This window comes from Pseudomonas sp. TR47, assembly GCF_044143025.1.
In the GTDB taxonomy this organism is placed as follows: Bacteria; Pseudomonadota; Gammaproteobacteria; order Pseudomonadales; family Pseudomonadaceae; genus Aquipseudomonas; species Aquipseudomonas putida_E.
The window spans coordinates 17,440-42,061 of sequence record NZ_JBHFCS010000018.1; the positions used below are offsets into that span (position 1 = coordinate 17,440).

Annotated in this window: 24 protein-coding genes; 15 read left to right on the plus strand and 9 right to left on the minus strand. The window is 63.6% G+C overall.

Features of this window, described 5'->3' with window-relative positions; all coding sequences use genetic code 11:
* Nucleotides 1-21 precede the first annotated feature (21 nt).
* The 6 genes from livH (at nucleotide 22) to ACEWE8_RS18330 (ending at nucleotide 6,272) form a co-directional block, all read left to right on the plus strand.
* Entirely contained in the window at nucleotides 22-945 is a 924-nt protein-coding gene (livH, locus tag ACEWE8_RS18305; protein WP_008097482.1) for a high-affinity branched-chain amino acid ABC transporter permease LivH, read from the plus strand.
* Nucleotides 942-2,198, plus strand: coding sequence for a high-affinity branched-chain amino acid ABC transporter permease LivM (locus ACEWE8_RS18310; RefSeq protein ID WP_012313073.1), 1,257 nt, complete (start codon nucleotides 942-944; stop codon nucleotides 2,196-2,198). The genes livH and ACEWE8_RS18310 overlap by 4 nt, the downstream gene beginning before the upstream one ends.
* Complete coding sequence (gene livG, locus ACEWE8_RS18315) at nucleotides 2,195-2,962, plus strand: high-affinity branched-chain amino acid ABC transporter ATP-binding protein LivG (protein WP_039604710.1); 768 nt, start codon at nucleotides 2,195-2,197, stop codon at nucleotides 2,960-2,962. Before ACEWE8_RS18310 ends, livG begins: the two co-directional genes overlap by 4 nt.
* On the plus strand, nucleotides 2,963-3,664 hold the full coding sequence (locus ACEWE8_RS18320; protein ID WP_046787727.1) for an ABC transporter ATP-binding protein: 702 nt from the start codon (nucleotides 2,963-2,965) through the stop codon (nucleotides 3,662-3,664). It abuts the gene before it with no gap.
* Nucleotides 3,665-3,886: 222 nt separating this feature from the next.
* On the plus strand, nucleotides 3,887-4,561 hold the full coding sequence (locus tag ACEWE8_RS18325; RefSeq protein WP_046787728.1) for a COG3650 family protein: 675 nt from the start codon (nucleotides 3,887-3,889) through the stop codon (nucleotides 4,559-4,561).
* A 103-nt stretch (nucleotides 4,562-4,664) separates the two neighbouring features.
* On the plus strand, nucleotides 4,665-6,272 hold the full coding sequence (locus ACEWE8_RS18330; protein ID WP_046787729.1) for an NAD(P)/FAD-dependent oxidoreductase: 1,608 nt from the start codon (nucleotides 4,665-4,667) through the stop codon (nucleotides 6,270-6,272).
* A gap of 77 nt (nucleotides 6,273-6,349) precedes the next feature.
* On the opposite strand, the gene ACEWE8_RS18335 is transcribed toward ACEWE8_RS18330, so the two are convergent.
* The 6 genes from ACEWE8_RS18335 to dinG form a co-directional block, all read right to left on the minus strand.
* Nucleotides 6,350-6,814 (minus strand): glycine zipper 2TM domain-containing protein, encoded by a 465-nt coding sequence (locus ACEWE8_RS18335; protein ID WP_012313068.1) that lies wholly within the window; start codon nucleotides 6,812-6,814, stop codon nucleotides 6,350-6,352.
* Nucleotides 6,815-7,014: 200 nt separating this feature from the next.
* Entirely contained in the window at nucleotides 7,015-7,662 is a 648-nt protein-coding gene (gene pdxH / locus ACEWE8_RS18340) for a pyridoxamine 5'-phosphate oxidase (protein ID WP_046787730.1), read from the minus strand.
* A gap of 19 nt (nucleotides 7,663-7,681) precedes the next feature.
* Nucleotides 7,682-8,665, minus strand: coding sequence for an OmpA family protein (locus tag ACEWE8_RS18345; protein WP_046787731.1), 984 nt, complete (start codon nucleotides 8,663-8,665; stop codon nucleotides 7,682-7,684).
* 99 nt (nucleotides 8,666-8,764) lie between these two features.
* On the minus strand, nucleotides 8,765-9,910 hold the full coding sequence (locus tag ACEWE8_RS18350; RefSeq protein WP_046787732.1) for a serine hydrolase domain-containing protein: 1,146 nt from the start codon (nucleotides 9,908-9,910) through the stop codon (nucleotides 8,765-8,767).
* A gap of 107 nt (nucleotides 9,911-10,017) precedes the next feature.
* Entirely contained in the window at nucleotides 10,018-12,285 is a 2,268-nt protein-coding gene (locus tag ACEWE8_RS18355; RefSeq protein WP_046787733.1) for a beta-galactosidase, read from the minus strand.
* 81 nt (nucleotides 12,286-12,366) lie between these two features.
* Nucleotides 12,367-14,511 (minus strand): ATP-dependent DNA helicase DinG, encoded by a 2,145-nt coding sequence (dinG, locus tag ACEWE8_RS18360; RefSeq protein ID WP_046787734.1) that lies wholly within the window; start codon nucleotides 14,509-14,511, stop codon nucleotides 12,367-12,369.
* A gap of 98 nt (nucleotides 14,512-14,609) precedes the next feature.
* Here dinG and ACEWE8_RS18365 point away from each other — a divergent pair, with 98 nt between their 5' ends.
* Complete coding sequence (locus ACEWE8_RS18365; RefSeq protein WP_046787735.1) at nucleotides 14,610-15,074, plus strand: CopD family protein; 465 nt, start codon at nucleotides 14,610-14,612, stop codon at nucleotides 15,072-15,074.
* A gap of 15 nt (nucleotides 15,075-15,089) precedes the next feature.
* Here ACEWE8_RS18365 and ACEWE8_RS18370 read toward each other — a convergent pair whose 3' ends face one another.
* The 3 genes from ACEWE8_RS18370 to ACEWE8_RS18380 form a co-directional block, all read right to left on the minus strand.
* The gene (locus ACEWE8_RS18370) at nucleotides 15,090-15,365 is read right to left on the minus strand and encodes a DUF1145 domain-containing protein (RefSeq protein WP_012313061.1); all 276 of its coding nucleotides are present in this window, start codon (nucleotides 15,363-15,365) and stop codon (nucleotides 15,090-15,092) included.
* 19 nt (nucleotides 15,366-15,384) lie between these two features.
* Nucleotides 15,385-16,098, minus strand: a complete 714-nt coding sequence (locus ACEWE8_RS18375) for an OmpA family protein (protein WP_046787736.1) — start codon at nucleotides 16,096-16,098, stop codon at nucleotides 15,385-15,387.
* An 87-nt stretch (nucleotides 16,099-16,185) separates the two neighbouring features.
* Entirely contained in the window at nucleotides 16,186-16,878 is a 693-nt protein-coding gene (locus ACEWE8_RS18380) for an OmpA family protein (RefSeq protein WP_012313059.1), read from the minus strand.
* Between the two features lie 159 nt (nucleotides 16,879-17,037).
* Here ACEWE8_RS18380 and ACEWE8_RS18385 point away from each other — a divergent pair, with 159 nt between their 5' ends.
* From ACEWE8_RS18385 to ACEWE8_RS18420, 8 genes are all read left to right on the plus strand, one after another.
* Nucleotides 17,038-17,532 carry a DUF6231 family protein gene (locus ACEWE8_RS18385; RefSeq protein WP_046787737.1) on the plus strand — a complete coding sequence of 165 codons (495 nt, stop codon included), beginning with the start codon at nucleotides 17,038-17,040 and terminating at the stop codon, nucleotides 17,530-17,532.
* Between the two features lie 3 nt (nucleotides 17,533-17,535).
* A complete protein-coding gene (locus tag ACEWE8_RS18390; protein ID WP_046787738.1) occupies nucleotides 17,536-18,012 on the plus strand; it encodes a YchJ family protein in 477 nt (158 codons plus the stop codon).
* A gap of 2 nt (nucleotides 18,013-18,014) precedes the next feature.
* Nucleotides 18,015-18,491: an LEA type 2 family protein gene (locus tag ACEWE8_RS18395; protein ID WP_046787739.1), complete on the plus strand. Its 477-nt coding sequence runs from the start codon at nucleotides 18,015-18,017 to the stop codon at nucleotides 18,489-18,491.
* 7 nt (nucleotides 18,492-18,498) lie between these two features.
* Nucleotides 18,499-18,702, plus strand: a complete 204-nt coding sequence (locus ACEWE8_RS18400; RefSeq protein ID WP_012313055.1) for an SEC-C metal-binding domain-containing protein — start codon at nucleotides 18,499-18,501, stop codon at nucleotides 18,700-18,702.
* A gap of 173 nt (nucleotides 18,703-18,875) precedes the next feature.
* Entirely contained in the window at nucleotides 18,876-21,317 is a 2,442-nt protein-coding gene (locus ACEWE8_RS18405) for a penicillin acylase family protein (protein WP_395589342.1), read from the plus strand.
* Nucleotides 21,318-21,425: 108 nt separating this feature from the next.
* Complete coding sequence (locus ACEWE8_RS18410) at nucleotides 21,426-21,764, plus strand: hypothetical protein (RefSeq protein ID WP_046787741.1); 339 nt, start codon at nucleotides 21,426-21,428, stop codon at nucleotides 21,762-21,764.
* A 106-nt stretch (nucleotides 21,765-21,870) separates the two neighbouring features.
* The gene (locus ACEWE8_RS18415) at nucleotides 21,871-22,887 is read left to right on the plus strand and encodes a ligase-associated DNA damage response exonuclease (RefSeq protein ID WP_046787742.1); all 1,017 of its coding nucleotides are present in this window, start codon (nucleotides 21,871-21,873) and stop codon (nucleotides 22,885-22,887) included.
* Nucleotides 22,884-24,545 (plus strand): ATP-dependent DNA ligase, encoded by a 1,662-nt coding sequence (locus ACEWE8_RS18420; RefSeq protein ID WP_046787743.1) that lies wholly within the window; start codon nucleotides 22,884-22,886, stop codon nucleotides 24,543-24,545. Before ACEWE8_RS18415 ends, ACEWE8_RS18420 begins: the two co-directional genes overlap by 4 nt.
* Nucleotides 24,546-24,622: the final 77 nt, after the last annotated feature.

Below are 24,622 nucleotides of genomic sequence, written 5' to 3' on the forward strand. Positions count from 1 at the left end.
CAGGTTTTTAGGAGCGCTGTAATGCCTGAGATCTACCATTTCTTCCAACAACTGGTTAATGGATTGACCATCGGCAGCACCTATGCCTTGATCGCCATCGGTTACACGATGGTGTACGGCATCATTGGCATGATCAACTTCGCCCATGGCGAGGTGTACATGATCGGTTCCTATGTGGCCTTCATCGCCCTCGCAGGGCTGGCCATGATGGGTATCCATTCGCTGCCGATCCTGATGACCGTTGCCTTCGTCGCGACGATCTTCGTCACCAGCGCCTATGGCTACAGCATCGAACGGGTTGCCTACCGCCCCCTGCGCAACAGCAACCGTCTGATCCCGCTGATTTCCGCCATCGGCATGTCGATTTTCCTGCAGAACACCGTGCTGCTGTCGCAGGATTCCAAGGACAAATCCATCCCTAACCTGATCCCCGGGAGCTTCTCCTTCGGGCCAGGCGGTGCTGAAGAAGTCCTGATCAGCTACATGCAGATCCTGGTGTTCGTGGTCACCCTGGTGGCCATGACCCTGCTGACCCTGTTCATCTCCCGCTCTCGCCTGGGGCGCGCCTGCCGCGCCTGCGCCGAGGACATCAAGATGGCCAACCTGCTGGGCATCAACACCAACAACATCATCGCCCTGACCTTCGTCATCGGTGCCGCGCTGGCGGCGGTGGCGGCTGTGCTGCTGAGCATGCAGTACGGCGTGATCAACCCCAACGCCGGTTTCCTGGTGGGCCTGAAGGCCTTCACGGCGGCGGTACTGGGTGGCATCGGCAGCATTCCGGGCGCGATGCTCGGTGGCCTGGTGCTGGGCGTGGCCGAAGCCTTTGGCGCTGACATCTTCGGCGACCAGTACAAGGACGTGGTGGCATTCGGCCTGTTGGTTCTTGTCCTGCTGTTCCGGCCGACCGGCATCCTCGGCCGCCCGGAGGTTGAAAAAGTATGAACAGAAATCTCAAACAGGCGTTCTTCAGCGCCTTGCTGGTGTGGGCCGTGGCCTTCCCGGTGCTGGGCCTGAAACTGAGCATCGATGGCATCAGCCTGGTGGTGCACAGCCAGGGCTCGTTCACCATCGGCATCATCGCCGCCTGCTCGGTGCTGATGTTCCTGCGCGTGCTGTTCGACAGGCAGTGGAGCTCGGTGATGGGCCGCCGCTCGGATCGCAAGCTGATCTCGCCCGCGGTAAGCAATTACCTGACCCTGCCCAAGACACAACGCTGGATCATCATCGGGCTGATCGTGGTGGCGCTGGTCTGGCCGTTCTTCGGCTCGCGCGGCGCCGTCGACATCGCCACGCTGATCCTGATCTACGTGTTGCTGGGCCTGGGCCTGAACATCGTGGTCGGCCTGGCGGGCCTGCTGGACCTGGGTTACGTCGGCTTCTACGCTGTCGGCGCCTACAGCTATGCGATGCTGTCGCACTACCTGGGCTGGAGCTTCTGGGTATGCTTGCCGATCGCCGGCCTGATGGCCGCCACCTTCGGCTTCCTGCTCGGCTTCCCGGTGCTGCGCCTGCGCGGTGACTACCTGGCGATCGTGACCCTGGGCTTCGGCGAGATCATCCGCCTGTTCCTGCGAAACCTGACCGACTGGACCGGCGGCCCCAACGGCATCAGCAACATCCCCAAACCGGAGCTCTTCGGCCTCACCTTCGAGCGGCGTGCTGCCGAGGGGATGCAGACCTTCCACGAGTACTTCGGGTTGCCGTACAACTCGATCAACAAGGTCATCTTCCTCTACCTGGTGGCACTGTTGCTGGCACTGCTGGCGCTGTTCGTCATCAATCGCCTGCTGCGCATGCCCATCGGGCGCGCCTGGGAGGCGCTGCGTGAAGATGAGATCGCCTGCCGCGCGCTGGGCCTGAACCCGACCGTGATCAAGCTCTCGGCATTCACCCTGGGCGCCTGCTTCGCCGGTTTCGCCGGCAGCTTCTTCGCCGCCCGTCAAGGGTTGGTGACACCCGAGTCGTTCACCTTCATCGAGTCGGCGATCATCCTCGCCATCGTCGTGCTTGGCGGCATGGGCTCACAACTGGGCGTGATCCTCGCGGCCATCGTGATGATCCTGCTACCTGAGCTGATGCGTGAGTTCAGCGAATACCGGATGTTGATGTTCGGTGCGCTGATGGTGTTGATGATGATCTGGCGTCCGCAAGGCTTGCTGCCTATGCAACGTCCACACATGGAGCTGCGTCGATGAGCCGCGAAATTCTGCAAGTCAGCGGCCTGAGCATGCGCTTCGGCGGCTTGTTGGCGGTCAACGGCGTGGCCCTGACCGTCAAGGAAAAACAGGTAGTGGCGCTGATCGGCCCGAACGGCGCCGGCAAGACCACCGTGTTCAACTGCCTCACCGGCTTCTACAAGCCCAGCGGCGGCACCATCCTGCTCGACGGCCAGCCGATCCAAGGCCTGGCCGGCCACCAGATCGCCCGCAAGGGCGTGGTGCGGACCTTCCAGAACGTGCGCCTGTTCAAAGAGATGACCGCGCTGGAAAACCTGCTGATCGCCCAGCACCGCCACCTCAACACCAACTTCTTCGCCGGCCTGTTCAAGACCCCAAGCTTCCGCCGCAGCGAGAAAGAGGCCTTGGAGCGCGCGCAGTACTGGCTGGAGAAGGTCAACCTGACCGAGTTCGCCAACCGTACCGCCGGCACCCTCGCCTACGGCCAGCAACGCCGCCTGGAAATCGCCCGCTGCATGATGACCCAGCCGCGGATCATCATGCTGGACGAGCCGGCAGCGGGCCTGAACCCCAAGGAAACCGAGGACCTCAAGGCGTTGATCGCCTATCTGCGTGAGTCGCACAACGTCACCGTGCTGCTGATCGAACACGACATGAAGCTGGTGATGAGCATTTCCGACCATATCGTCGTCATCAACCAGGGCACGCCCCTGGCAAACGGCACACCGGAGGAAATTCGCGACAACCCTGACGTGATCAAAGCCTACCTGGGGGAAGCGTAAATGCTGAAGTTCGAGAACGTCTCCACCTTCTACGGCAAGATCCAGGCGTTGCACAGCGTCAACGTCGAGATCAATCAGGGTGAGATCGTCACCCTGATTGGTGCCAACGGTGCGGGCAAGTCAACCTTGCTGATGACCCTGTGCGGCTCGCCGCAGGCGCACAGCGGCAGCATCAAGTACCTGGGTGAAGAGCTGGTCGGCCAGCCTTCTTCGCACATCATGCGCAAGAGCATCGCCGTGGTCCCCGAGGGCCGCCGTGTGTTCGCCCGCCTGACCGTCGAGGAAAACCTCGCCATGGGCGGCTTCTTCACCGACAAAGGCGACTATCAGGAGCAACTGGACAAAGTCCTGCAACTGTTCCCGAGGCTGAAAGAGCGTTATCTCCAGCGCGGCGGCACCATGTCCGGCGGCGAGCAGCAGATGCTGGCCATCGGCAGGGCGCTGATGAGCAAGCCCAAGCTGCTGCTGCTCGACGAGCCCTCGTTGGGCCTGGCGCCTATCATCATCCAGCAGATCTTCGACATCATCGAACAGTTGCGCCGCGATGGCGTGACGGTGTTCCTGGTGGAACAGAACGCCAACCAGGCGTTGAAAGTCGCAGATCGGGCCTATGTGCTGGAGAATGGCCGGGTTGTAATGCAAGGCACGGGGGAGGCGCTGCTGACCGACCCGAAAGTGCGTGACGCCTACCTGGGCGGTTGACTGGCAAAGGGCCTCGGGTTCAGGCCAGTCAGTTAGCTTTATGAGGGCTGCTACGCAGCCCATCGCCGGCAAGCCAGCGCCTACAGGGTCAGCGCTGTTCCTGTAGCAGCCGGCTTGCCGGCGATGGGCCGCAAAGCGGCCCCAAATTGCTTTCTCTTGTGATCAGCGCCTGGCATGGGTACCGTGGCCTGCACTTCAGCAAGCATCCCGGAGCCCCGTCCCATGCGCCTCACCCCTTCCCTGCTACTCACCGCCCTGCTGCCCCTGTTCGCCGGCTGCCAGATGCTGGCCGCCCCACCAAGCGATCCGAACATCGGCACTGTGCGCATGCAGGGCGAATTGAGCGCCGGGGGCGGCCAGTTGCTGTTCAAGCCCTGCAATGAACCCCGTCGCTTCGTGATCAAGGATGTGGCCGGCACCGGCATTTTGCAGGAAGCCGCCAACCTGGCAGACGACGCCGGTGACAAACTGTTCGCCGATGTGCGCGGGCGCCTCACCGGCAGCAAGCAGGCCAACAGCGACGGCCAGCTCGAGGTGCGCCGCCTGTACCGCCTGGACCCGTCCACCCGCGCCTGCGAAGATCCCAACTTCAAGCAGCTGACCCTGCGCGCCAGCGGCCATGAGCCTGAGTGGGACATCAAGGCCAGTGGCAAAGGCATGGTGCTCAACCGCATTGGCAAGGAGCCATTGCCGCTGCCCTTCCTGGAAGAGGAAGTGCCCGGCGGCGGCCTGACCCTGAGCAGCGAAGCCAACGGCCAGCAGGTGGAACTGTGGGTCGCCCCGCAGCGTTGCGTCGATACTGCCACCGGTGCCGTGCACCACCTGCGCGCCGAGCTGCGCATCGATGGCCAGACCCTGCAGGGCTGCGGCTACTACGGCGGTGCACGCGACAACTGATCGCCGGGCACTTTTATCCTGCCAGTCAGGGCGGCGAACAGCTTATACTTGGCGGTTTGTGTAAAGCCGCCGGCCGCCCATGGCCGGGATACTGGACCCTGCCATGCTACGAATCACCGAACTGAAGCTGCCCCTGGACCATCCCGACGAAGCGCTGCGCGAAGCCATTGTCCAGCGCCTGGGCATCCGCGATGAGCAACTGCTCAGCTTCAACCTGTTCAAGCGCAGCTACGATGCGCGCAAGAAGAACAGCGAATTGCTGTTCATCTACACCATCGACCTTGAAGCCAGCAACGAAGCGGAGCTACTAGCCAAGTTCGCTGACGATCGCAACATCAGCGTCGCGCCGGATGTCACCTACAAGTACGTTGGCCACGCCCCTGCCGACCTGCAGGAGCGTCCGGTCGTGGTCGGCTTCGGCCCGTGCGGTATCTTCGCCGGCCTGCTGCTGGCCCAGATGGGCTTCAAGCCGATCATCCTCGAGCGTGGCAAGGAAGTGCGCCAGCGCACCAAGGACACCTGGGGCCTGTGGCGCAAGAGCGTGCTCAACCCCGAGTCCAACGTGCAGTTCGGCGAAGGCGGTGCCGGGACCTTCTCCGACGGCAAGCTGTACAGCCAGATCAAGGACCCGCTTCACCATGGCCGCAAGGTACTGGAAGAGTTCGTCAAGGCCGGTGCGCCGGACGAGATCCTCTACATCAACAAGCCGCACATCGGTACCTTCCGCCTGACCGGCATGGTCGAGCAGATGCGCCAGGACATCATCGCCCTGGGCGGTGAAGTGCGCTTCCAGGAAAAAGTCACCGACCTGCTGATCGACGATGGCCAACTGAGCGGCGTGGTGCTGGAAAGCGGCGAGCTGTTGCAGTCGCGCCACGTGGTGCTTGCCTTGGGCCACAGCGCCCGTGACACCTTCCGCATGCTGCACGGCAAAGGCGTGTTCATGGAAGCCAAGCCCTTCTCGGTGGGCTTCCGTATCGAGCACCCGCAAACGCTGATCGACAAGGCGCGCCTTGGCAAATATGCCGGTCACCCGAAACTGGGTGCCGCTGACTACAAGCTGGTGTACCACGCCAAGAACGGCCGCTCTGTATACAGCTTCTGCATGTGCCCCGGCGGTACCGTGGTCGCTGCCACCAGCGAACCAGGCCGCGTCGTCACCAATGGCATGAGCCAGTATTCGCGTAACGAGCGCAACGCCAACTCCGGCATCGTGGTCGGTATCGACCCTGAGCGCGATTACCCGGGCGGCCCGCTGGCGGGTATCGAGCTGCAGGAGCGCCTGGAGGCGCACGCTTATGTAATGGGCGGTAGCAACTATCAGGCACCGGCACAGTTGGTGGGTGACTTCGTTGCAGGCAAACCCTCCACCGCGCTGGGTAGCGTCGAGCCGTCTTACAAGCCGGGCGTGACCTTGGGTGACCTGGCGCCGAGTTTGCCGGATTTCGCCATCGAGGCCATCCGCGAGGCGCTGCCAGCCTTCGATCGACAGATCAAAGGCTACAACCTGCATGATGCAGTGCTGACTGGCATCGAGACACGCACCTCCTCGCCGCTGCGCATCACCCGCGGCGAGGATTACCAGAGCCTGAACGTGAAGGGGTTGTTCCCTGCAGGTGAAGGTGCCGGGTACGCCGGGGGCATTCTTTCGGCGGGTGTTGATGGCATTCGCATTGCCGAAGCCGTGGCGCGGGATATGCTTGGGCTGTAAGCCGGCGACAGGGCCAGGGCAGGCAAATAAAAAACCCCGAGCGGGCCTGGCCAGTTCGGGGTTTTGTTTGCGCGCGGTCAGTGCGTAACGCGGCTGGTACCGTCGACAGTCATGATGCGCACACGCTCACCGACGCGGAAGATTTCGTTCTCCTGCACGGCCTGAACGTAGGCGCGCATGCTGCCATCGTCCTCACGCACGGTGATTTCGACACCTTGGGTGCGGGTGATGCCTTCCTCGGCAGCAGAACCCGCCAGGCCACCGGCCACGGCACCGATTACCGCTGCAACGATACTGCCACGGCCACCACCAATGGCACTGCCGGCAACACCACCGACAATCGCGCCTGCACCGCCGCCGATAGGGGTTTTGGTGCCTTCGATCTTGACCGGACGCAGGGACTCGATAGTACCCATGCGCACGGTCTGCACGCGACGGGCCTCATCACGGGAGTAACTGTCGCCGGTCAGGCTCGAAGCACAGCCGCCCAACAACAACGACATGGTGGTAAAAGTCGCCACCAGCAAAGCGGATTTACGCATGGGTAAAGTCTCCATAAGTCAGGTGTCCATTAGACGCTGCACCTCGACGGCTGTCACGGTAGCAAAGCCATAAAATTATTTCCGTTCAGCTACGGTACAGTCTCCGAGCCGGGCCTGGAAATCTAGACAGAGGATAGTCAGGGTTTACTGCATTGAAGTGGTGACAGTATGCATGGGGCTACCGCGCAGCCCCATGAACGTCACGGAGCCAGGCGCTCGCGCTGCCACTGGCCATCGACCCACCGATAGTTCAGCCGGTCGTGCAGCCGGCTCGCCCGCCCTTGCCAGAACTCGATGCGCTCGGGCAGCAGGCGGTAGCCTCCCCAATGCTCGGGGCAGTGGGGCTGGGTGTCGGAGAACCGGGCCTCAGTGGCCTTCACCAGCCCTTCGAGCGCCTCGCGGCTGGCAATCACCCGGCTTTGCGGTGACGCCCAGGCCCCAAGGCGGCTACCCAGCGGGCGGACCTGGTAATAGTCATCCGACTCTTGGGGCGTAACCTTTTCCACACGCCCCTCAATGCGCACCTGACGTTCCAGCGCCGGCCAGAAGAAGGTCATGGCAGCGTAGGGGTTGGCCTGGAGTTGCTGGCCCTTGGCGCTGTCGTAGTTGGTGAAGAAGGTGAACCCTCGGTCGTCGAGCCCCTTGAGCAGCAAAACGCGGCAATGGGGACGGCCATCACCGTCGACCGTGGCGAGGGTCATGGCATTGGCCTCCACCGGTGCCTGCTCGGTCTTTACCGCATCGGCGAACCACTGATGGAACAGAGCGAACGGCTCGCCCGGCGCCTGGGCTTCTGCCAGGCCATCACGGGTGTAGTCGCGGCGCATATCGGCCAGGGATTGGGTCATGGCTGCGTTTCCTTGACGATCAGTTGGTCTTCGCAGGGCTGTTGGCGGCTACTTTTTTCTCGGCGGTAGCTTTCTTGGCAGCGGGCTTGGCCGGCGCGGCTTTCTTTTTGGCGGTGGTTTTAGCAGGTGCCTTGGCTTTGGCTGCAGGCTTTTTGGCAGCAGGTTTGGCCGCTGCCTTGGCGGCTGGTTTGGTAACAGCTGCCTTGGTAGCGGGTGCCTTAGCGTCCTGGACAGCGACCATCGAGGCCGGTGCCGGCGCTGGCCGCTGATATTTGGCCATCAGGGCAAGCATGGTGTTCTGCGGGGTCAACAGCATCTCCACGCGGCGGTTAAGGGACCGGCCTTCGACGCTGTCGTTGGCCGCGCGCGGCATTTCAGAGCCCATGCCCTTGAGCGAAAGACGGTCACGCTTCAAGCCGCTCAAACGGAAGATCGCCGACACGGAAGCGGCGCGCTCCAGGCTGAGCTTCTGGTTGGTAGCAGCAGCGCCGCTGGTGTCGGCGTGGCCCAGCACCAGCACGGCAGTCTTGGGGTCGCCTTCGACGGCTTTGGCCACACGGGTAATCGGGCCCAGGCTCATAGGCAACAGCATGTTCGGACGGTCCGGGTTGTAGGAGCTGTCAGCCGGGATGGTCACAACCAACACATTCTCACGGCGCTCCAGCTCCAGTTTGCTGTCCTTGATCGCTTCACGCAGTTTTGGCTCGTACTGATCGAGCCAGGCCTGGGTGGCCTTTTCGTCGATTTTTGGTACAACCGGGCCCTTGGCCTGCTTGTCGTCACCGCCAAAGGGCCACCACCAGCGGCTGGCGCTCTCGGACTTGGCATCGGCCTTGGCGACTTTTTCGGTGACGGCCTGCTTCACTTCCTGCTCGGCGACCTCGTCCGTACCGAATGGCCACCAGCTGCTGAGGCCGCCCTTCGCGGCATCCTGGGAATGGCTGGCGCAGCCGGTCATAGCGGTCAGGCACAGGGCGAGAGCTAAGGTTTTATGTGAAGACATCAGCGATACACCATGAAATAGAAAGAAATTTTGCCCACACACTTGAGGCGTTGGCATTGAGGATAGTCAAAGGGGTTGCGCAATACCCGCGTTACCCGATCAAAGGCAAGTGCCAAGGACACGCACCAGTTGCTGGGCTCTTGGGTCCATGAGCACGTAAGGGCCAAGGGTATTGACCACGAAACCGAAGGCAACGTCGTGCTCGGGGTCGGCAAAACCGACCGAACCACCTGCGCCGGGATGCCCAAAGGCCCGCGCCCCCAGGCCGAAGGTGGCGTTGGCCACTGTAGGCTGGTCCAGCATGCAGCCAAGGCCGAAACGGGTCTGGGTCAGCAGGGTACGATCCTCGCCGATGCTGTGTTCACGCGTCAGTTCATCGAGCAATTCAGACTCGAGCAGGCTGCCGTCGAGCAGGCCGGCATAGAAACCCGCCAGGCTACGGGCATTGCCGTGACCGTTGGCCGCCGGTTGCTGCATGCGGCGCCACTCAGGCTTGTTGGTGCTGGTGAGGATGGCCGGCGGGTTGGTGAACGCACGGGTAGACAACGCCTCGGGCTCACGCATGGTCACCTGCAGCAAGCGCTGGGCGGCAGCATCGCCGGCGTTGCCCTTGCCGCGTGCGATATGGGCCACGCGATCGAATTCTTCGTCCGCCAGGCCTACATGGAAGTCCAGCCCCAGCGGCCGCGCGGTACGCGCCACGATCGACTCCCCTGGGCCACGGCCATCGGCGCGGCGGATCAGCTCGCCGATCAGCCAGCCGTAGGTGATGGCGGCATAGCCGTGCGCGGTACCCGGCGCCCACCAAGGTGTTTCGGCGGCTAGCGCATCGACCATGGTTTGCCAGTCATACAGGGCCTCTGCTGGCAGCAGCTCGCGGATGGCGGGCAAACCCGCCCTGTGGCTGAGCAGCTGGCGCAGGGTGACGCTCTCTTTGCCTGCCTGGGCAAACTCGGGCCAGTAGCGCGCCACCGGAGCATCCAGCGCCAGCTTGCCCTCACCGACCAGTTGCAGTGCGGTGACGGCAGTGAAGGTCTTGGTGCAGGAGAACAGATTGGCGATGGTATCGCTGTGCCAGGCCTGCTGGCCATCTTTGTCGGCGCTGCCCGCCCAAAGGTCGATTACAGTCTCGCCACCGACTTGAATGCACAGCGCCGCGCCGCGCTCCTGGGGATCATCGAACAATGCCGCAAACGCTTCGCGCACTGCCTCGAACTTCAGCTCATAGTGACCCTGGATCTGCACCCGCCTGTTCTCCGTTCGACCTTGCTGAAAAAGGGAGGCATTGTTTCAGTAGTTGGCGGTTTTGCCTACTGGGCAAGGCTGGATGATCACGCAGAAAAGCACCCTTTTCAGGGCGCCTCGTCGGTTGGCGCGCCCGTGGTAGAGCCCCCTTCGTGCAACAGGCTGCTCAACTGACCAACGGCCTGCCGGTTACTCTTGCGCACCGCCTCGACAAAACCCGGATATGGCATATCGGTGATCGCCACCAGCCCGAGGTGCCCGTTTTCGCCATCGAGCAAACGCCCGCTGGCAGGCTGGTCGAGGTACTGGAACCAGTGAGCGCCGACAATCATCGGCTGCGCCAGTGCCGCCTTGAGGAAGTTGCCGTAGGCCGGGCCCCGATCCTCTTCACGCGCCACTTCCACCGGCCCCGGCCAGAAAGGCCCACGGTCACGGGAACCGAACTGGAATTCGGACACCAGCACCGGCTTGTCCAGCTCCGCCAGCTGGGCGAAGTCGTAGCCGTCATCGGGTTTGAGGGTATAGAAGTTGAAGCTCAGCACATCGCAGAACTCGGCGCAGGCCTTGACCGCTTCGGGTGTGCTGACGGCAAAGCGCCCGCCCAGCAGAAGATGGTTGGGCGCATGCCAGTTCAGCGAATCGGCGATGGTCTTGAAATAGGTTTCGGCGAACACCTGCTGGAAGTGCTGGTAATCGCGTTCGATCTCAGGGTGCTCGGGGTTGGGCAGCGGCGCCTCGAAGCCTGGGTCTTCCATCAATTCCCAGGCTTGCAGGTCGATGCCCCAGGCCTTGGACAGCCCCTGCTGGTTACGGTACTTGTCGCGCAGTTGCTTGAGGAAGGCACGCTTGGCCGGTACATCGGTTGTCAGACGCAGGGTGCCATAGGCAAGGCCGTAACGGGCCTTGGGGTCATTACCAGGCGCAGCCCAGGCCAGCTCGTTATCGGCAAAGTACCCAATCAGCCAGGGATCATCCCGGTGGTCACGCGCGGCGATGGCCACGGCTCGCTCGGTGGCCATGGCGAAACGCGGATCGAACGGGTCGGGCATGCGCCCCCACCAGTCCATGCCTGTGCTGATGCTGGCATAGTCACCGACGATCGACAGCGGCAGGGTATAGGGCATGCGTTTGGCCTGGCCGAGTTCGGGGTCGCTCCAGTTGCCCAGGGTGTTGAAGCCCCAGGCCTGCAACCGGTCGAGCGTATGCGCCTGCCAACGAGCGCTATCCAGCGCAAGGGGCGGGCAGGGCGCGGCAGGTTGCCCCTCCTCCCCTGCCGGGCAAGGTTTGCCATGGGCGCGCTGGATGTTGGCTGCATAGAAGTCGAACCAACGCCCCTTCTTGAAGTTGCGCCCCTGCGACGATGCATTGCCATCATCGTTGTTGCCCTCGCCATAAAAGGCGGCAAGCGCGTCACCTTCGCCCGGCAGCACGCCGAACATCCCTTCGCGGCCCGCGACATAGGTACGCCCGCCATCGGCAGCCACGGCATTGACGCCCAACGAGTAGAACGGATGGCCCTCGGGGGTCACCAGGTGCCAGCGGCCGTCACGCTTTTCCGTACGGAAGAAACCCTTGGCGTCGAACGCCGGCCCGGCAAGCAGGCCGCCGTAGCTGTCCAGCTGTTGCTTGTGATGCTCGGCCAGCCAGGCCTTGAGCTGTTGCTGCTCGCGGTTGTCAGCAGCTTTCAGTTGTTCATCGTTGACCACCTTTTCGGGCCAGCGGCCGCGCGTGGACTGGCCATAAGCATCGATCAGTGCGTGGTAGGCCGCCCGGTAGGCAAGGTCGTCGTCCTGAATACCGACCTTCTCGATCAGCAGGTTCTGCGCAACCTTGGGGCCGGGGATGCTCAGGCTGACAGATACCACCTGCTTGAGATCGACCTCACCGGCGCTGCTGGTCAGCAGCAACCGTTGCCCTTCATGGGTCCAGGGCATCGGTGGGCCGGCGCGCATGCCCTGGCTCAGGGGGGAACTGGCCTTGAGCGGCACCATGACCGTCTGCGCGGGCCCTGCAGGCAGGTCGATACGGCTGGTCAGGGTACGGCCATCGCTGCCCAGCACCGTGACATCGACGGTCAGTGCCCAGTCCATGGCACTTTGCAGGCGCAAGGTCAGAAACTGCCCGGCCGACCAATCCCATGCGCCACTGTGAGGGCTCAGCCGCAGGGTCGGCCGTTCGACCGGGTTGAACACCACCCGCCGCAACACCTCGCCTTCTGCGGTCTGTTCTGCGTTGTACTGCGGCATCCCGGCCCCTTCAGTGGCCACATTGACGACCGAAGCCGGGCGCACGAAGCTGAACAGCGTCTGCTGCCCGGCCATCGCAGAGGCGCTGAACAACAGGGTGAGAACAGCAGGCAAGGTGCGGCGGATCATAGGGCTCAGGCTCTCCTTCCAGGCCCTCATGGGCCCGCGACAGAGTGGTGGACAACGGGCCGGCACATCATGCTCCGGCCTTCAGGAAATCTCCCGCCGGAAGGGCGGCAGCGCATTGAGAATAGCCTTGCCGTAGCGTTGGGTGACCAGACGCCGGTCAAGCAAGGTAATGACGCCCCGGTCCTGCTCGGTACGCAGCAGGCGACCGCAGGCCTGAATCAGCTTCAACGATGCATCGGGTACGGCAATTTCCATGAAGGGGTTGCCACCGCGGGCCTCGATCCACTCGGCCAGTGCCGCCTCGACCGGATCGTCAGGCACGGCGAAGGGGATCTTGGCGATCACCACATGCTCGCAGTAGGCACCGGGCAGGTCGACGCCCTCGGCGAAGCTGGCCAGACCGAACAGCACACTGTGCTGGCCATCATCGACCCGCGCCTTGTGCTTGTTCAGGGTTTCCTGCTTGGACAGGTTGCCCTGAATCAGCACCAGCTTGCGCCAGTCGCGGTCCAGGCCGTCGAAGACTTCCTGCATCTGTTTGCGCGAGGAGAACAGTACCAGCGCACCGCGGGCGTCCTCGACGATGTTCGGCAGCTCGCGGATGATCGCAGCGGTATGCGCCGCAGCATCGCGCGGGTCGGCCTTGAGGTCGGGCACCCGCAGCAGGCCGGCATCGCCATGCACGAACGGGCTGGGCACCACGCAGGTCATCGCATCGCGCGGCAGGCCCGAGCGCATGCGGAAACGGTCGAACTTGCCCAGCGCGGTCAGCGTCGCCGAGGTTACCAGCGCGCCATGGGCCACGCTCCACAGGCTGCGCCGCAGCATTTCGGCTGCCAGAATGGGGCTGGCGTTGACCTCGATGTCGAACAGCGCGCCGCTTTCGGCCAGGGTCAACCAGCGGGCCATGGGCGGGCTGTCTTGCGGGTCCTCGGCAGTGAAGGCGGTCCACAGCTCCCAGTTGCCTTGGGCGCGGGTGACCAGGCTGCCGAACAAGGGGTACCACTCTTCGGCCTGATGGCTGGCGATACCGATGTTGACCTCGCCGTCCATGCCTTCCTTGAGCAGGTCGGCCAGGCGAGTGAACAGGTCGTTGAGGCGGGCGAAGCCCTTTTTCAGCTCGATGCCGACGTCGCGGATCTGCTCGGGTACCACGCCGCCTTCAAATCGATAGCGCGGGCGCTCACGCCCCTCCACGTCCTCGCTGGGACGGAAGTCGGCGACTTGCTCGCACAAGGTGAACATGAACTGTTGCTGGGTGCGGATTTCCCGCGCCAGCTCCGGCACCTGCTCGATCAGCTTGCCCAGATCGCCCGGCAACGGGTGCTGGGCCAACAGCTTGGTCAGGTTCTTGGCGGTCTGCTCCAGCCAGTCGGCAGTGGAGCGCAAACGGGAAAAGTGCGCGAAGTGGCCGATGGCCTTGTCGGGCAGGTGGTGGCCTTCGTCGAACACATACATCGTGTCACGCGGGTCAGGCAGCACCGCGCCGCCACCCAGGGCCAGGTCGGCCAGGACCATGTCGTGGTTGGTGACGATCACATCGACCTTGCCCATGCCTTCGCGGGCCTTGTAGAACACGCACTGCTGGAAGTTCGGGCAGTGGCGGCCGGTACATTGGCTGTGGTCGGTGGTCAGCCGCGCCCAGTCCTGGTCTTCCAGGGCCTCGGGCCAGCTGTCACGGTCGCCGTCCCAGCGATTGCCGGCGAGCTTCTCGATCATGCTGTTGAACAGCTTCTGGCTGCGCTCGTCGACCTCGATGTGAAAGCCCTCTTCCTCGAACAGCTGGGCAGTGGCCGATTGCGCATGGCCCTCCTGCAGCAGGACGTCGAGCTTGGACAGGCACAGGTAGCGGCCGCGCCCCTTGGCCAGGGCGAAGCTGAAGTTCAGGCCGCTGCTGCGCATGAGGTCGGGCAGGTCCTTGAAGACGATCTGCTCCTGCAGGGCCACGGTCGCGGTGGCGATCACCAGGCGCTTGCCAGCCGCCTTGGCAGCCGGGATTGCGGCCAGGCTGTAGGCAACCGTCTTGCCGGTACCGGTCCCTGCCTCGACCGCGACCACGGCAGGCTCGCCCGCACGGCGGCCTTCGTCGTCGCAGGCGATGTCGCCGAGTACCTTGGCCACTTCGGCGATCATCAGGCGCTGGCCATAACGCGGCTTGAGGCTCTTGGCTTCGAGAAAACGCGAGTAGGCGCCCTGGATGGTGGCTTTGAGTTCGTTGCTGATCATGGTCTGCAGGCGCCCGAAGGGCTGGATATATTTTCAGTGTTTCGCATGGGGCGGCTATCATACCCCGCTATTGCCCATTGTGCCGCATGGAGATCCGGATGCTTGCCTTTGCCCTCCCCTACACACTGCATGTCCTGGCCGCCCTTGTGTGGGTCGGCGGCATGTTCTTCGCCTGGCTGGTGCTGCGCCCGGCAACGGTTGCAGCCCTTGAGGGGCCAGCCCGGCTTCGGCTCTGGGTGGAAGTTTTCCGACGTTTCTTCAGATGGGTCTGGCTGGCGGTAGCCATTCTGGCGATAAGTGGTATCGGCATGTTGCACATGCGCTTCAACGGTTTCGAGACAGCCCCCCGGTATGTACAGGTGATGATGGGGGGCGGGATCGCCATGTTCGCGCTGTTCATGCGTATCCAGGCGCTGTTGCTGCCTGAGCTGAAGGCTGCCGTGCAGGCCGAAGACTGGGCCGCAGGTGCTGCGGCGCTGGGCCGGATCCGGCGCATGGTAGGGGCCAACCTCCTGCTGGGGCTGGCGGTGGTGGCGGTGGCCAGTTCGCGGTTACCGACATAGCGAGGCGGCGCCGTGTCAGCCACGGCGCGTCAGCTCTGCCTGCCGCGGTATGGACATCACGTGGAAAATGCCCGTCAGCAGTATCTGCAAACGATCGAACCAGCGGTGGCTGCGCCCACGCAAGCTGCCGTTGAAGAACAGCACTTCCAGAACGTGCAGCCCCAGCAAGGCGATACCCGCAGCATTGATCAACAGATTGAACGGCAGCGGCTGTGGCAGCATCTGGTTGAACAGCACCACGCCCCAGAAAGCGATGGTCAGGGTTTTACCCACGCCCAGAATGAATTTCATCTGCCGCTCCCATCGCTGCTCAGTTCAGGTGCAGGTCCACCCGCCGGTTTTGCGCACGGCCTTGTTCGGTGTCGTTTTCTGCCACCGGCTCGCTAGCCCCGCGCCCTTCGCTCGTTACCTTCTGCGGTGCCAGGCCCTGGCTGATCAAATACTGTGCGACGCTGGCCGCGCGCCGCTCGGAGAGTGCCTGGTTGTAACTGTCAGACCCGACATTGTCGGTATGGCCAACCACCTTGATCCGCGATACACCCAACTCGCTGAGCCTGGGCAACAGGCTTTGCAGCCGTTGCTGGCTGCCCACCGTCAAGTCGGCAGAGTCGAATGCGAACATCACCTGGCCCTGATCGTCGAGGGAGATCACCTCTGGCTGGGGCTCAGGCGCAGGTTGGCTGGGCGGATACTGCGGCAGCGGGCAGCCCATGTGGTCGACCGCCGTGCCGGCAGGCGTGTCAGGGCAACGGTCACGGCGATCGAAGACGCCATCCTCATCTTCGTCCCCATCCTGGGCGTAACAGATCAGGCCGCCGGCGATCGCACCCAGGGCGCCAGCGCCTGCAGCCCAGCTCGAGCTTTCGATAGCGCCCAGGCCACCGCCGGCCAGCCCACCGAGCAGGCTGCAGATGGGCCAGGTCCGTTGATTGAGGGGCGCACTGCCGTCACTGTGGGTGGCGCAGCCTGCCAGCAGACTGGAAACCACCAGCAACGGCAGCGCCGCCTTTGACATGACACTCATGATGAATGCTCCTGTGTCGTTGGCCGCAACCGGCCTACAGGAGTAAAGACGCGCCCGCGCCACTTCTCAAGGCGCGGGCGCACGCCGTCAGCGCTCGATCTTGATCTCGGTGCGACGGTTCATCGAACGCCCATCGGCTGTGGCGTTGTCCGCTACAGGCTGGGTTTCGCCGGCACCGACCACCGACACGAAGCTGGCGCGTGGTACACCGCTCTCGACCAGGTAATCGGTCACCGAGTGGGCACGGCGCTCGGACAGGTTCTGGTTGTAACTGTCGGAGCCCACGCTGTCGGTGTGGCCGGTGACGCTCAGACGAGCGCTCGGCGCTTCCTGCTTCAGGCGTGTGGAAATGGTGTTCAGGCGTTCCTTGTCGGCTGGGGTCAGGCGCGCAGAGTCGAACTCGAAGTGTACGTCACGGATGACGATGACTTCCTCCTTCTGTACCACGACTTCCTCGACCACAGGCGCCGGCTCGGGCGGACAGCCATTGGCATCGACCTGCACACCACGCGGAGTACCTGGGCACTTGTCACGGCTGTCCGGCACACCATCGCCATCCTCGTCACCATCGCCGTTGGCCCAGCAGTAGCCAGCTGCCAGGCCACCGCCCAGCAACGCACCCCAGCCAGCCCAGCTGGAGCTTTCGATGGCGCCCAGGGCAGCGCCGCCCACACCCCCGACGGCAGCACACTTCGGCCAGTCGGTTTTTTGCAAACCTGCACAACCAGTCAACACACTGGTGAGCAGTACCAGGGGTATCGCTGTGCGTACTATGCTCATTTCGTAGCTTCTCCTAGGGGGAATCGGCATAAGGCCGATCCATGGGAGTAAAGACCGCGCATCTCATCCCTGCCACCAATAAGCCACGACAGGGTCATACGGTGCTTTGCCCACGGCCGACAGCCCGTTAGTCTTGGAAGACCTGAACGAGGATTGGCAATGACCGACGGTTTTTCCCAACGCACACCCCAGCAGGCCCTGGCGGCCCTGCTGGAGCGCTTCACCCCGCAACGTCTGCTGCTGGTAGGCACGCGTTTTCCTGCCCTGGAGGCGTTTGCCCAGGCACATCCGCAGGTGACGATCGAGACGTGCCAGCCAGGCGCGCTTGCAGCGCATGTTGCCGCACAACGCTTCGACCTGGCATTGCTGGTGGACTGCCTGGAACATTTGCCCAAACGCGCTGGCCTGGAACTGCTGGGTGGCATCCGCAACCTCAACGCCAGCCGTGTCGCCGTGCTGGCCGACCTGCACGCCTGTGGCTGGCAGGAGACCGATTTTTTTGCCCTGGCCCTGTCGGCCAGCGAGAAATTCCGACGCGACGAGCAGGTCTTGAGCCTGTTCACCTATGATCTACATGACTACAAGCAGGTCCCCGACTGGCTCAACGCCAGGTTCTGGGCCAACCCTGAAAACTTCGGCAAGTACTGGTGGTGATCAATGAGTGTCTCGGTTTGCCCCTGTGGCAGCGGTAACCTGCTGGACGCCTGCTGCGGGCACTACCACGCCGGCACCCCGGCACCGGATGCCCAGGCACTGATGCGCTCGCGCTACAGCGCCTACGTGCTCGGCCTGATCGATTACCTGGTAGGCACCACCTTGCCAGCCCAGCAGACGGGTCTGGATCGCAACGCGATTGCGGCCTGGAGCGCCCAGAGCACCTGGCTTGGCCTGGAGGTGGAGAACGCCGAGGTGCTCGGAGGCCAGCCTGAGCATGCCTTTGTCACGTTCACGGCGCGCTGGCACGATCTGGAGGGTGATCACCAGCACCGCGAGCGCTCCGCCTTCGTGCAGCATGACGGGCGCTGGTACTTCATCGACCCGACCGTCGAGCTCAAGGCTGGCCGCAATGACCCCTGCCCCTGCAACAGCGGGCAGAAATTCAAGAAATGCTGCGCCGGCTACGTCGGTAACTGAGCGTGATCGCCCTGGCCCGCCTGTTCCTGCTCAGCGCTCTGCTGACGTTGCCGGCGGGTTGCGCGATATGGGGTGACGATGACTGGCGCGACCCGCAGGTGCACCTGGTCAAGGTCGAAACAGTCAAGGCGCGCTTGCTGGAGCAGGAGTTCGTCTTGCACCTGCGTGTCGACAACCCCAATGACAGCCGCCTGTTCATTCGTAACCTGGCTTATTCGGTCTGGCTCAACGACCTGATGCTGGTAGAGGATCAGGCCAGTGTCTGGCGCAGTGTCGGCGGGCATGCCCGGCGCACCTTCAAGATCACTGCGCGGACCAATCTGTGGCGCCAGCTCAAGCCGTTGGCCAAACTGCTCAAGAGCGAGCAGCCGCTGCACTACCGCTTGCAGGGCGAACTCGAGACCGGGCTGATCATCCACCGGGACCTGCACTTATCGCGCAGTGGTGAGATAATCCCCGGTGATTTCTTACCGGAGTAACCCTGCAATGACCCAACAACCCCATGTTCATGGCCCCGACTGCAACCACGGACACGATCATCACCACGATCACGACCACGGCCATGTGCACGGCCCGCATTGCAATCACGGCCATCAGGAGCCGGTTCGCAATGCATTGAAGGACGTCGGCCGCAACGACCCGTGCCCGTGCGGCAGCGAAAAGAAATTCAAGAAGTGCCACGGGGCCTGATCAAGCCTTCAAGCGGCAAGCTTCAAGTTGCAGGAAAATGCAGGCCCGCACCTCATGCAGCTTGAAGCTACCGACCGCTGGTAAATAAAGCTTCACCGCACCTTGCACGGCGCCTGCGCGCTCACTACCTTAGCGCCATTCGAACCCCGCCACGCCTTGCAGGAGCCCTTGTCATGGCCGCCCCCGTCCTTCCTCCCTTCCGCCCACGGTTCGCCACCGCTGCCACGCTGCTCGGCATGCTCGGGCTTGCCGGTTGCCAGATGGGCGGCTATCAGGACAGTGTGCCACCGACCACCGGCGTTCAGCCGCTCAAAGGCCTGGCGCAGAATGTTTCGGTGCGCCGCAACGCCATGGGCGCACCGCTGATCGAAAGCAGCAGCTTCCATGATGCACTGTTCAGCCTCGGCTACGTCCACGCCGGCGACCGTATAGGGCAAATGCTCGCCATGCGCCTGCTGGCCCAGGGCCGCCTGGCGGAACTGGCCGGAAGCGAGGCGCTGGACATCGACCGCCTGATGCGCGCCGCCAACCTCAAGCAAAACGCCACCCAGCTGTACGCCGATGCTTCGCCCCGGCTCAAGCGCTTCTTCGAAGTCTACGCCCGCGGGGTCAATGCCTACCTGTTCCGCTACCGCGACAAACTGCCGGCCAACCTCGCCAGCAGCGGCTACCGCCCGGAATACTGGAAGCCCGAGGATTCGGCGCTGATCTTCAGCCTGTATGCCTTCAGCCAGTCGGTGAACCTGCAGGAAGAACTCAGCGCCCTGACCCTGGCGCAAAAGGTCGGCAGCGATAAGCTGCCTTGGCTGCTGCCTGGCGCGCCAGACGAACCCCTGGCTGAAGCTGAGGCGGACAAGCTGAAGGGTCTGAACCTGAGCAGCCAACTACCGGGCCTGGCTGCGCTGGCAGCCGCCAGCCAGAAGCTCGCCGACCTGAACCTGCTCGGCAGCCCGGGCTCGGCCAACCTGGCCCTGGGCCCGCAACGCAGCCGCAGCGGAAAAAGCCTGTTGGCAAGCGACAGCCGCGCAGCATGGGCCCTGAGCCCGGTGCAGATCCACACCGGCAAGTACCAGGTTGCAGGCCTGTCGTTGCCGGGCCTGCCCATCGTCCTGGCCGGCTACAACGGCAAGCTGGCCTGGAGCAGCAGCGCGGTGATGGCCGACAACCAGGACCTGTACCTGGAACGGCTGCGCCATCACGGCAGCCAGGTCAGCTACCTGGCCGACGGCAAGTGGTTGCCGGCTCGCGCACGCAGCGAAACCTTCTTCGTCCGTGGCCAACGCCCGCTGCGCGAAGTGATGTACGACACCCGCCACGGTACCCTGCTCGCCCAGACCGGCAGCCCCAGCCTTGGGCTGGCCCTTAACTTGCCGCAGCCCAAGGGTGATCGCAGCCTGGATGCGCTGTTCGACCTGACCCGAGCGCAAACCGTGGAACGCGCGTTTGACAGCACCCGCGAGGTGGCGGCTGCCGCACTCAACTTCGTGTTTGCCGAACCTGAGCACATTGGCTGGCAAGTCAGCGGCCGCTACCCGAACCGCCGTGAGGGCCAGGGCCTGCTGCCATCTCCGGGCTGGGAGGGTCACTACGACTGGGACGGTTACGCCGACCCGATGCTGCACCCCTACGACCAGGACCCGCCGGCCGGCTGGATCGCCCATGCCAACCAGCGCAGCTTGCCACGCGGCTACGGCATGCAGCGGTCCAACACCTGGTATTACCCCGAACGCGCCGAGCGCCTGGGCCAGCTGGCCGGCAATGGCCGTCACGACAGCCGCAGCCTGATGGCCCTGCAAAACGACCAGCAGACGCTGCTGGCCGACAAGCTCAAGCAGATGTTCGACGCCCCTGGCATGGCCCAGCCGCTCAAGCAAGCGATCGACGCTCTACCAGCCGCCCAGCGCGACAAGGCCCGCGACGCGCTGGCCCGCCTCAAGGCGTTCGATGGTCGCCTGAGCCCGGTATCAGCGGATGCCGCGCTGTATGAGCTGTTCCTACAGGAAGTGGCGCTCCAGACCTTCCTCGACGACCTCGGCCCGCAATCCGGCACTGCCTGGCAGGCGTTCGTCAGCAATGCGCGCCTGTCCTACTCGGCCCAGGCAGACCACCTGCTTGGCCGCGAAGACAGCCCGTTCTGGGATGATCGCACCACGGCGCAGAAGGAAGACAAACCGGCCATCCTGGCCCGCAGCCTGGCCGCTGCCGTGGATGCAGGTACAGCCCAGCTGGGTGCCGATCGCCGCGCCTGGCAATGGGGCAAATTGCACCAATATCGCTGGCCTGCCCCTGCTTACCACGGCCTGGGCGATGCGCTCAGCCGATCGCCACAGGCGGCTGGCGGTGACTTCAGCACCCTGGCCCTGACGCCTTATGCGTGGGGCAGCGATTTCGACACCCGCCTGCCGGCCTCGGCACGCATGATCGTCGACTTTGGCCAGGCAGAACCACTACAGGTACTGACCAGCACCGGACAATCCGGTAACCCGGCCAGTGCCCATTACAGCGACGGGCTCGATGCCTGGTTCAAGGGCCGGTTCATGAGCCTGCCAGTACAGCCGCAGCATTTTGCCCGGGCCTATGGCAACCAGCGGCTGACCCTGGTGCCAGGCCGGTAGGCCCAGCGTTTCCATCTGCATCCCTCAAGCCTCGGCGCTTAGCATCCTTTCTTGCCGCACTCGTTCAGACAGCGAGTGCGGTCAACCCATCAAAAAAGGATGTTCAGCATGAGCAAAGAAACCCTCACGATCGAAGTGTCCTGGCCTGCATCGCTGGCCGTGCCGCAGGGCAGCACCATTGACATTCAGCTGTGGGTCGGTAACGACAAGGCAGGCTACAGCATGATCGACGGCGATTTCTCGACGCCAGCAACCGCGTCGCCAGTCACCCTCGAAATCCCTTACGACAGTCAAGACCTGCAGAGCCATGACGGCACCACCACCTGGGACTACTTCCATACCTCCCCACGGCTGGTGCATGGCGGCTTCATCAAGAACATCGCCTACGCCGAAAAAATCAGCGTGGCACAGACCAAAGGCGCGGCCTGGAAAATGGCCCTGCGCTGAATAGCCCGCAGCCAGCCCTGACGTGCAGGGCTGGCTGCCAACACCACGCGAACTTCCACACCCCGCTGATGCTCTGAGCCTGTAAGCCCTCTTGCCAGGCATCGCCATGGACCTCGTCATCGCCCGTCCCGAAGGCCTTTACTGCCCGCCCGGTGATTTTTACATCGACCCTTGGCGGCCCGTGGAGCGCGCCATCATCACCCACGGCCATGGCGATCATGCCCGTCGTGGCAACACTCATTACCTGACCGCAGCCCCTGGGGCCGGCATCCTGCGCAGCCGCCTGGGCCAGGATATCGACCTACTGGCCCTGCCCTACGGCGAGCGTATCCGCCACCACGGCGTCACCCTGAGCCTGCACCCGGCCGGGCACGTACTGGGCTCGGCACAGGTGCGCCTGGAACATGAAGGCGAAGTCTGGGTTGCCTCCGGGGACTACAAAGTCGAGCCGGATGGCACCTGTGCTCCGTTCGAGCCAGTGCGCTGTCACACATTCATCACCGAGTCGACCTTCGGCCTGCCCATCTACCGCTGGCCCAGCCAGGCACAGGTATTTGCGGGGGTGAATGAATGGTGGCGGGCCAATCGCGAGCAGGGCAAGGCCAGCGTGCTGTTCTGCTATGCCTTCGGCAAGGCTCAACGAATCCTCCATGGCCTGGATCCGAGCATCGGGCCGATCCTGGTACATGGCGCAGTCGAGCCGCTGAACCAGGTATACCGAGAGGGCGGTGTACACCTGCCACAAACCCTTTATGCCGGTGATATTCCCCGTAATGACCCGCTCATGCGCCAGGCCATCGTGTTGGCGCCCCCCTCTGCCGCCGGCAGCAGCTGGATGCGTCGCTTCGGTGATTACAGCGATGCCTTCGCCAGCGGCTGGATGCTGCTGCGCGGCACCCGACGCCGGCGCGGCGTAGACCGCGGTTTCGTACTCTCCGACCATGCAGACTGGCCTGGGCTGCTATGGGCCATCGAACAGACCGGCGCCGAGCGGGTCATGGTCACCCACGGCTCGGTCAATGTGCTGGTACGCTACCTCTGCGAACGTGGCCTCGATGCCCGAGCGTTCGTTACCGAGTACGGTGACGAGGACGACACTCCAGCAATGGAGGCTGAGGCATGAAGGCCTTTGCCCTACTCTACCTGCGCCTGGATGCCACCACCTCCAGCAATGCCAAACTGCAAGCGTTGCGCGACTACTTTGCCGCAGCCCCCGCCGAGGATGCCGCCTGGGCTGTCTATTTTCTCTCCGGTGGCCGGCCACGGCAGTTGGTGCCCACCCGGGTGCTGCGCGAGCTGGCAACGGCATTGGCCGGGCTGCCGGGCTGGTTGTTCGAAGAGAGCTATCAGGCCGTGGGCGACCTGGCGGAAACCATCTCTTTGTTGCTGCCTGAAAACCAGCAAGGTAGCGAGAGCGGGCTGGCCCATTGGGTCGAAGCCCATCTGCTGCCACTGCGTGGGCTGCCCGCCGAAGAGGTCCAGCAGCGCCTGCCGCCACTGTGGGCACAGTTGGATCGCCCCAGCCTGATGCTGTGCCTGAAGCTGATCACTGGCAGCTTTCGCGTGGGCGTGTCCAAGCTGCTGGTCACCCGGGCACTGGCGCAGCTGGCGGGGCTGGATGCCAAACGCATAGCTCAGCGCCTGGTGGGCTATACCGACATCAGCCATCGCCCGACAGCCAACAGTTACCACAAGCTGATCGCCGCTGAATCGGCCGACGAACATAGCCAACGTGGTGGCCAACCATACCCGTTCTTCCTGGCGCATGCCCTGCAGGCCCCCATCGAACAGTTCGACGCCCTGCTCGGCCCGCCCAGCGCCTGGCAGATCGAGTGGAAGTGGGATGGCATCCGCGCACAAGTGGTCAAGCGCGATGGCCAGGTGTGGGTGTGGTCACGCGGCGAAGAACTGGTCACCGACCGCTTCCCGGAACTGCACAGCCTGGCGCAGAACCTTCCCGACGGCGTCGTGCTCGACGGTGAGATCCTGGTCTGGAAGCCTGATTCGGGTAACGACCAAGCACTGGCCGTGCAACCTTTCGCACTACTGCAGCAGCGCATTGGCCGCAAGACGCTGGGCAAGAAGCTGCTGGCCGATGCGCCGGTGGTATTGCAGGCGTACGATTTGCTGGAATGGCAAGGCGAGGACTGGCGTAGCCGCCCCCAACATGAGCGCCGCCAGCAATTGCAGCGTGTCGTGGAAAGCTATCCCTTGGCCCCGGTACTGCTTTCGCCTCTGCTCGAAGGGCAGACTTGGCACGCGCTTGCCATCCAGCGCGAACGATCGCGCAGCCTGGGCGTCGAGGGCCTGATGCTCAAACAGCGCGATGCGTTGTACGGGGTGGGCCGGACCAAGGACATGGGGGTGTGGTGGAAGTGGAAGATCGACCCGTTCAGCGTAGATGCCGTGCTGATCTATGCCCAGCGCGGCCACGGCCGGCGGGCCAGCCTGTACAGTGACTACACCTTCGCGGTCTGGAGCGGGCCACCCGGCGACCCCGAGCGTGCCTTGGTGCCTTTTGCCAAAGCCTACTCGGGCCTGAGCGATGAAGAAATGCGCAAGGTCGATGCAATCATTCGCAAGACCACGGTAGAGACCTTCGGACCGGTGCGCAGCGTCAAGCCAACCCTGGTGTTCGAACTGGGGTTCGAGGGCATCGCCCTGTCAAAACGGCACAAGAGCGGCATAGCCGTGCGCTTTCCGCGCATGCTGCGCTGGCGCCTGGATAAACCTGTGGAGGAGGCCGATGACCTGGCGACCCTGCAGGCACTGCTGGCCTGAAGAAGGCAGCACGGTGAAGCATACTGGCTAAAATTATGCTTCTATCTTTGTGCCGACCCGTGTCGCAGACCGTTTTC

Bases quoted from the DNA above. Each gene is read 5' to 3' on its own strand.
- livH (WP_008097482.1), top strand. From the start codon at position 22: ATGCCTGAGATCTACCATTTCTTCCAACAACTGGTTAATGGATTGACC.
- ACEWE8_RS18310 (WP_012313073.1), top strand. From the start codon at position 942: ATGAACAGAAATCTCAAACAGGCGTTCTTCAGCGCCTTGCTGGTGTGG.
- livG (WP_039604710.1), top strand. From the start codon at position 2,195: ATGAGCCGCGAAATTCTGCAAGTCAGCGGCCTGAGCATGCGCTTCGGC.
- ACEWE8_RS18320 (WP_046787727.1), top strand. From the start codon at position 2,963: ATGCTGAAGTTCGAGAACGTCTCCACCTTCTACGGCAAGATCCAGGCG.
- ACEWE8_RS18325 (WP_046787728.1), top strand. From the start codon at position 3,887: ATGCGCCTCACCCCTTCCCTGCTACTCACCGCCCTGCTGCCCCTGTTC.
- ACEWE8_RS18330 (WP_046787729.1), top strand. From the start codon at position 4,665: ATGCTACGAATCACCGAACTGAAGCTGCCCCTGGACCATCCCGACGAA.
- ACEWE8_RS18335 (WP_012313068.1), bottom strand. From the start codon at position 6,814: ATGCGTAAATCCGCTTTGCTGGTGGCGACTTTTACCACCATGTCGTTG.
- pdxH (WP_046787730.1), bottom strand. From the start codon at position 7,662: ATGACCCAATCCCTGGCCGATATGCGCCGCGACTACACCCGTGATGGC.
- ACEWE8_RS18345 (WP_046787731.1), bottom strand. From the start codon at position 8,665: ATGTCTTCACATAAAACCTTAGCTCTCGCCCTGTGCCTGACCGCTATG.
- ACEWE8_RS18355 (WP_046787733.1), bottom strand. From the start codon at position 12,285: ATGATCCGCCGCACCTTGCCTGCTGTTCTCACCCTGTTGTTCAGCGCC.
- dinG (WP_046787734.1), bottom strand. From the start codon at position 14,511: ATGATCAGCAACGAACTCAAAGCCACCATCCAGGGCGCCTACTCGCGT.
- ACEWE8_RS18365 (WP_046787735.1), top strand. From the start codon at position 14,610: ATGCTTGCCTTTGCCCTCCCCTACACACTGCATGTCCTGGCCGCCCTT.
- ACEWE8_RS18370 (WP_012313061.1), bottom strand. From the start codon at position 15,365: ATGAAATTCATTCTGGGCGTGGGTAAAACCCTGACCATCGCTTTCTGG.
- ACEWE8_RS18375 (WP_046787736.1), bottom strand. From the start codon at position 16,098: ATGAGTGTCATGTCAAAGGCGGCGCTGCCGTTGCTGGTGGTTTCCAGT.
- ACEWE8_RS18380 (WP_012313059.1), bottom strand. From the start codon at position 16,878: ATGAGCATAGTACGCACAGCGATACCCCTGGTACTGCTCACCAGTGTG.
- ACEWE8_RS18385 (WP_046787737.1), top strand. From the start codon at position 17,038: ATGACCGACGGTTTTTCCCAACGCACACCCCAGCAGGCCCTGGCGGCC.
- ACEWE8_RS18390 (WP_046787738.1), top strand. From the start codon at position 17,536: ATGAGTGTCTCGGTTTGCCCCTGTGGCAGCGGTAACCTGCTGGACGCC.
- ACEWE8_RS18400 (WP_012313055.1), top strand. From the start codon at position 18,499: ATGACCCAACAACCCCATGTTCATGGCCCCGACTGCAACCACGGACAC.
- ACEWE8_RS18405 (WP_395589342.1), top strand. From the start codon at position 18,876: ATGGCCGCCCCCGTCCTTCCTCCCTTCCGCCCACGGTTCGCCACCGCT.
- ACEWE8_RS18410 (WP_046787741.1), top strand. From the start codon at position 21,426: ATGAGCAAAGAAACCCTCACGATCGAAGTGTCCTGGCCTGCATCGCTG.
- ACEWE8_RS18415 (WP_046787742.1), top strand. From the start codon at position 21,871: ATGGACCTCGTCATCGCCCGTCCCGAAGGCCTTTACTGCCCGCCCGGT.
- ACEWE8_RS18420 (WP_046787743.1), top strand. From the start codon at position 22,884: ATGAAGGCCTTTGCCCTACTCTACCTGCGCCTGGATGCCACCACCTCC.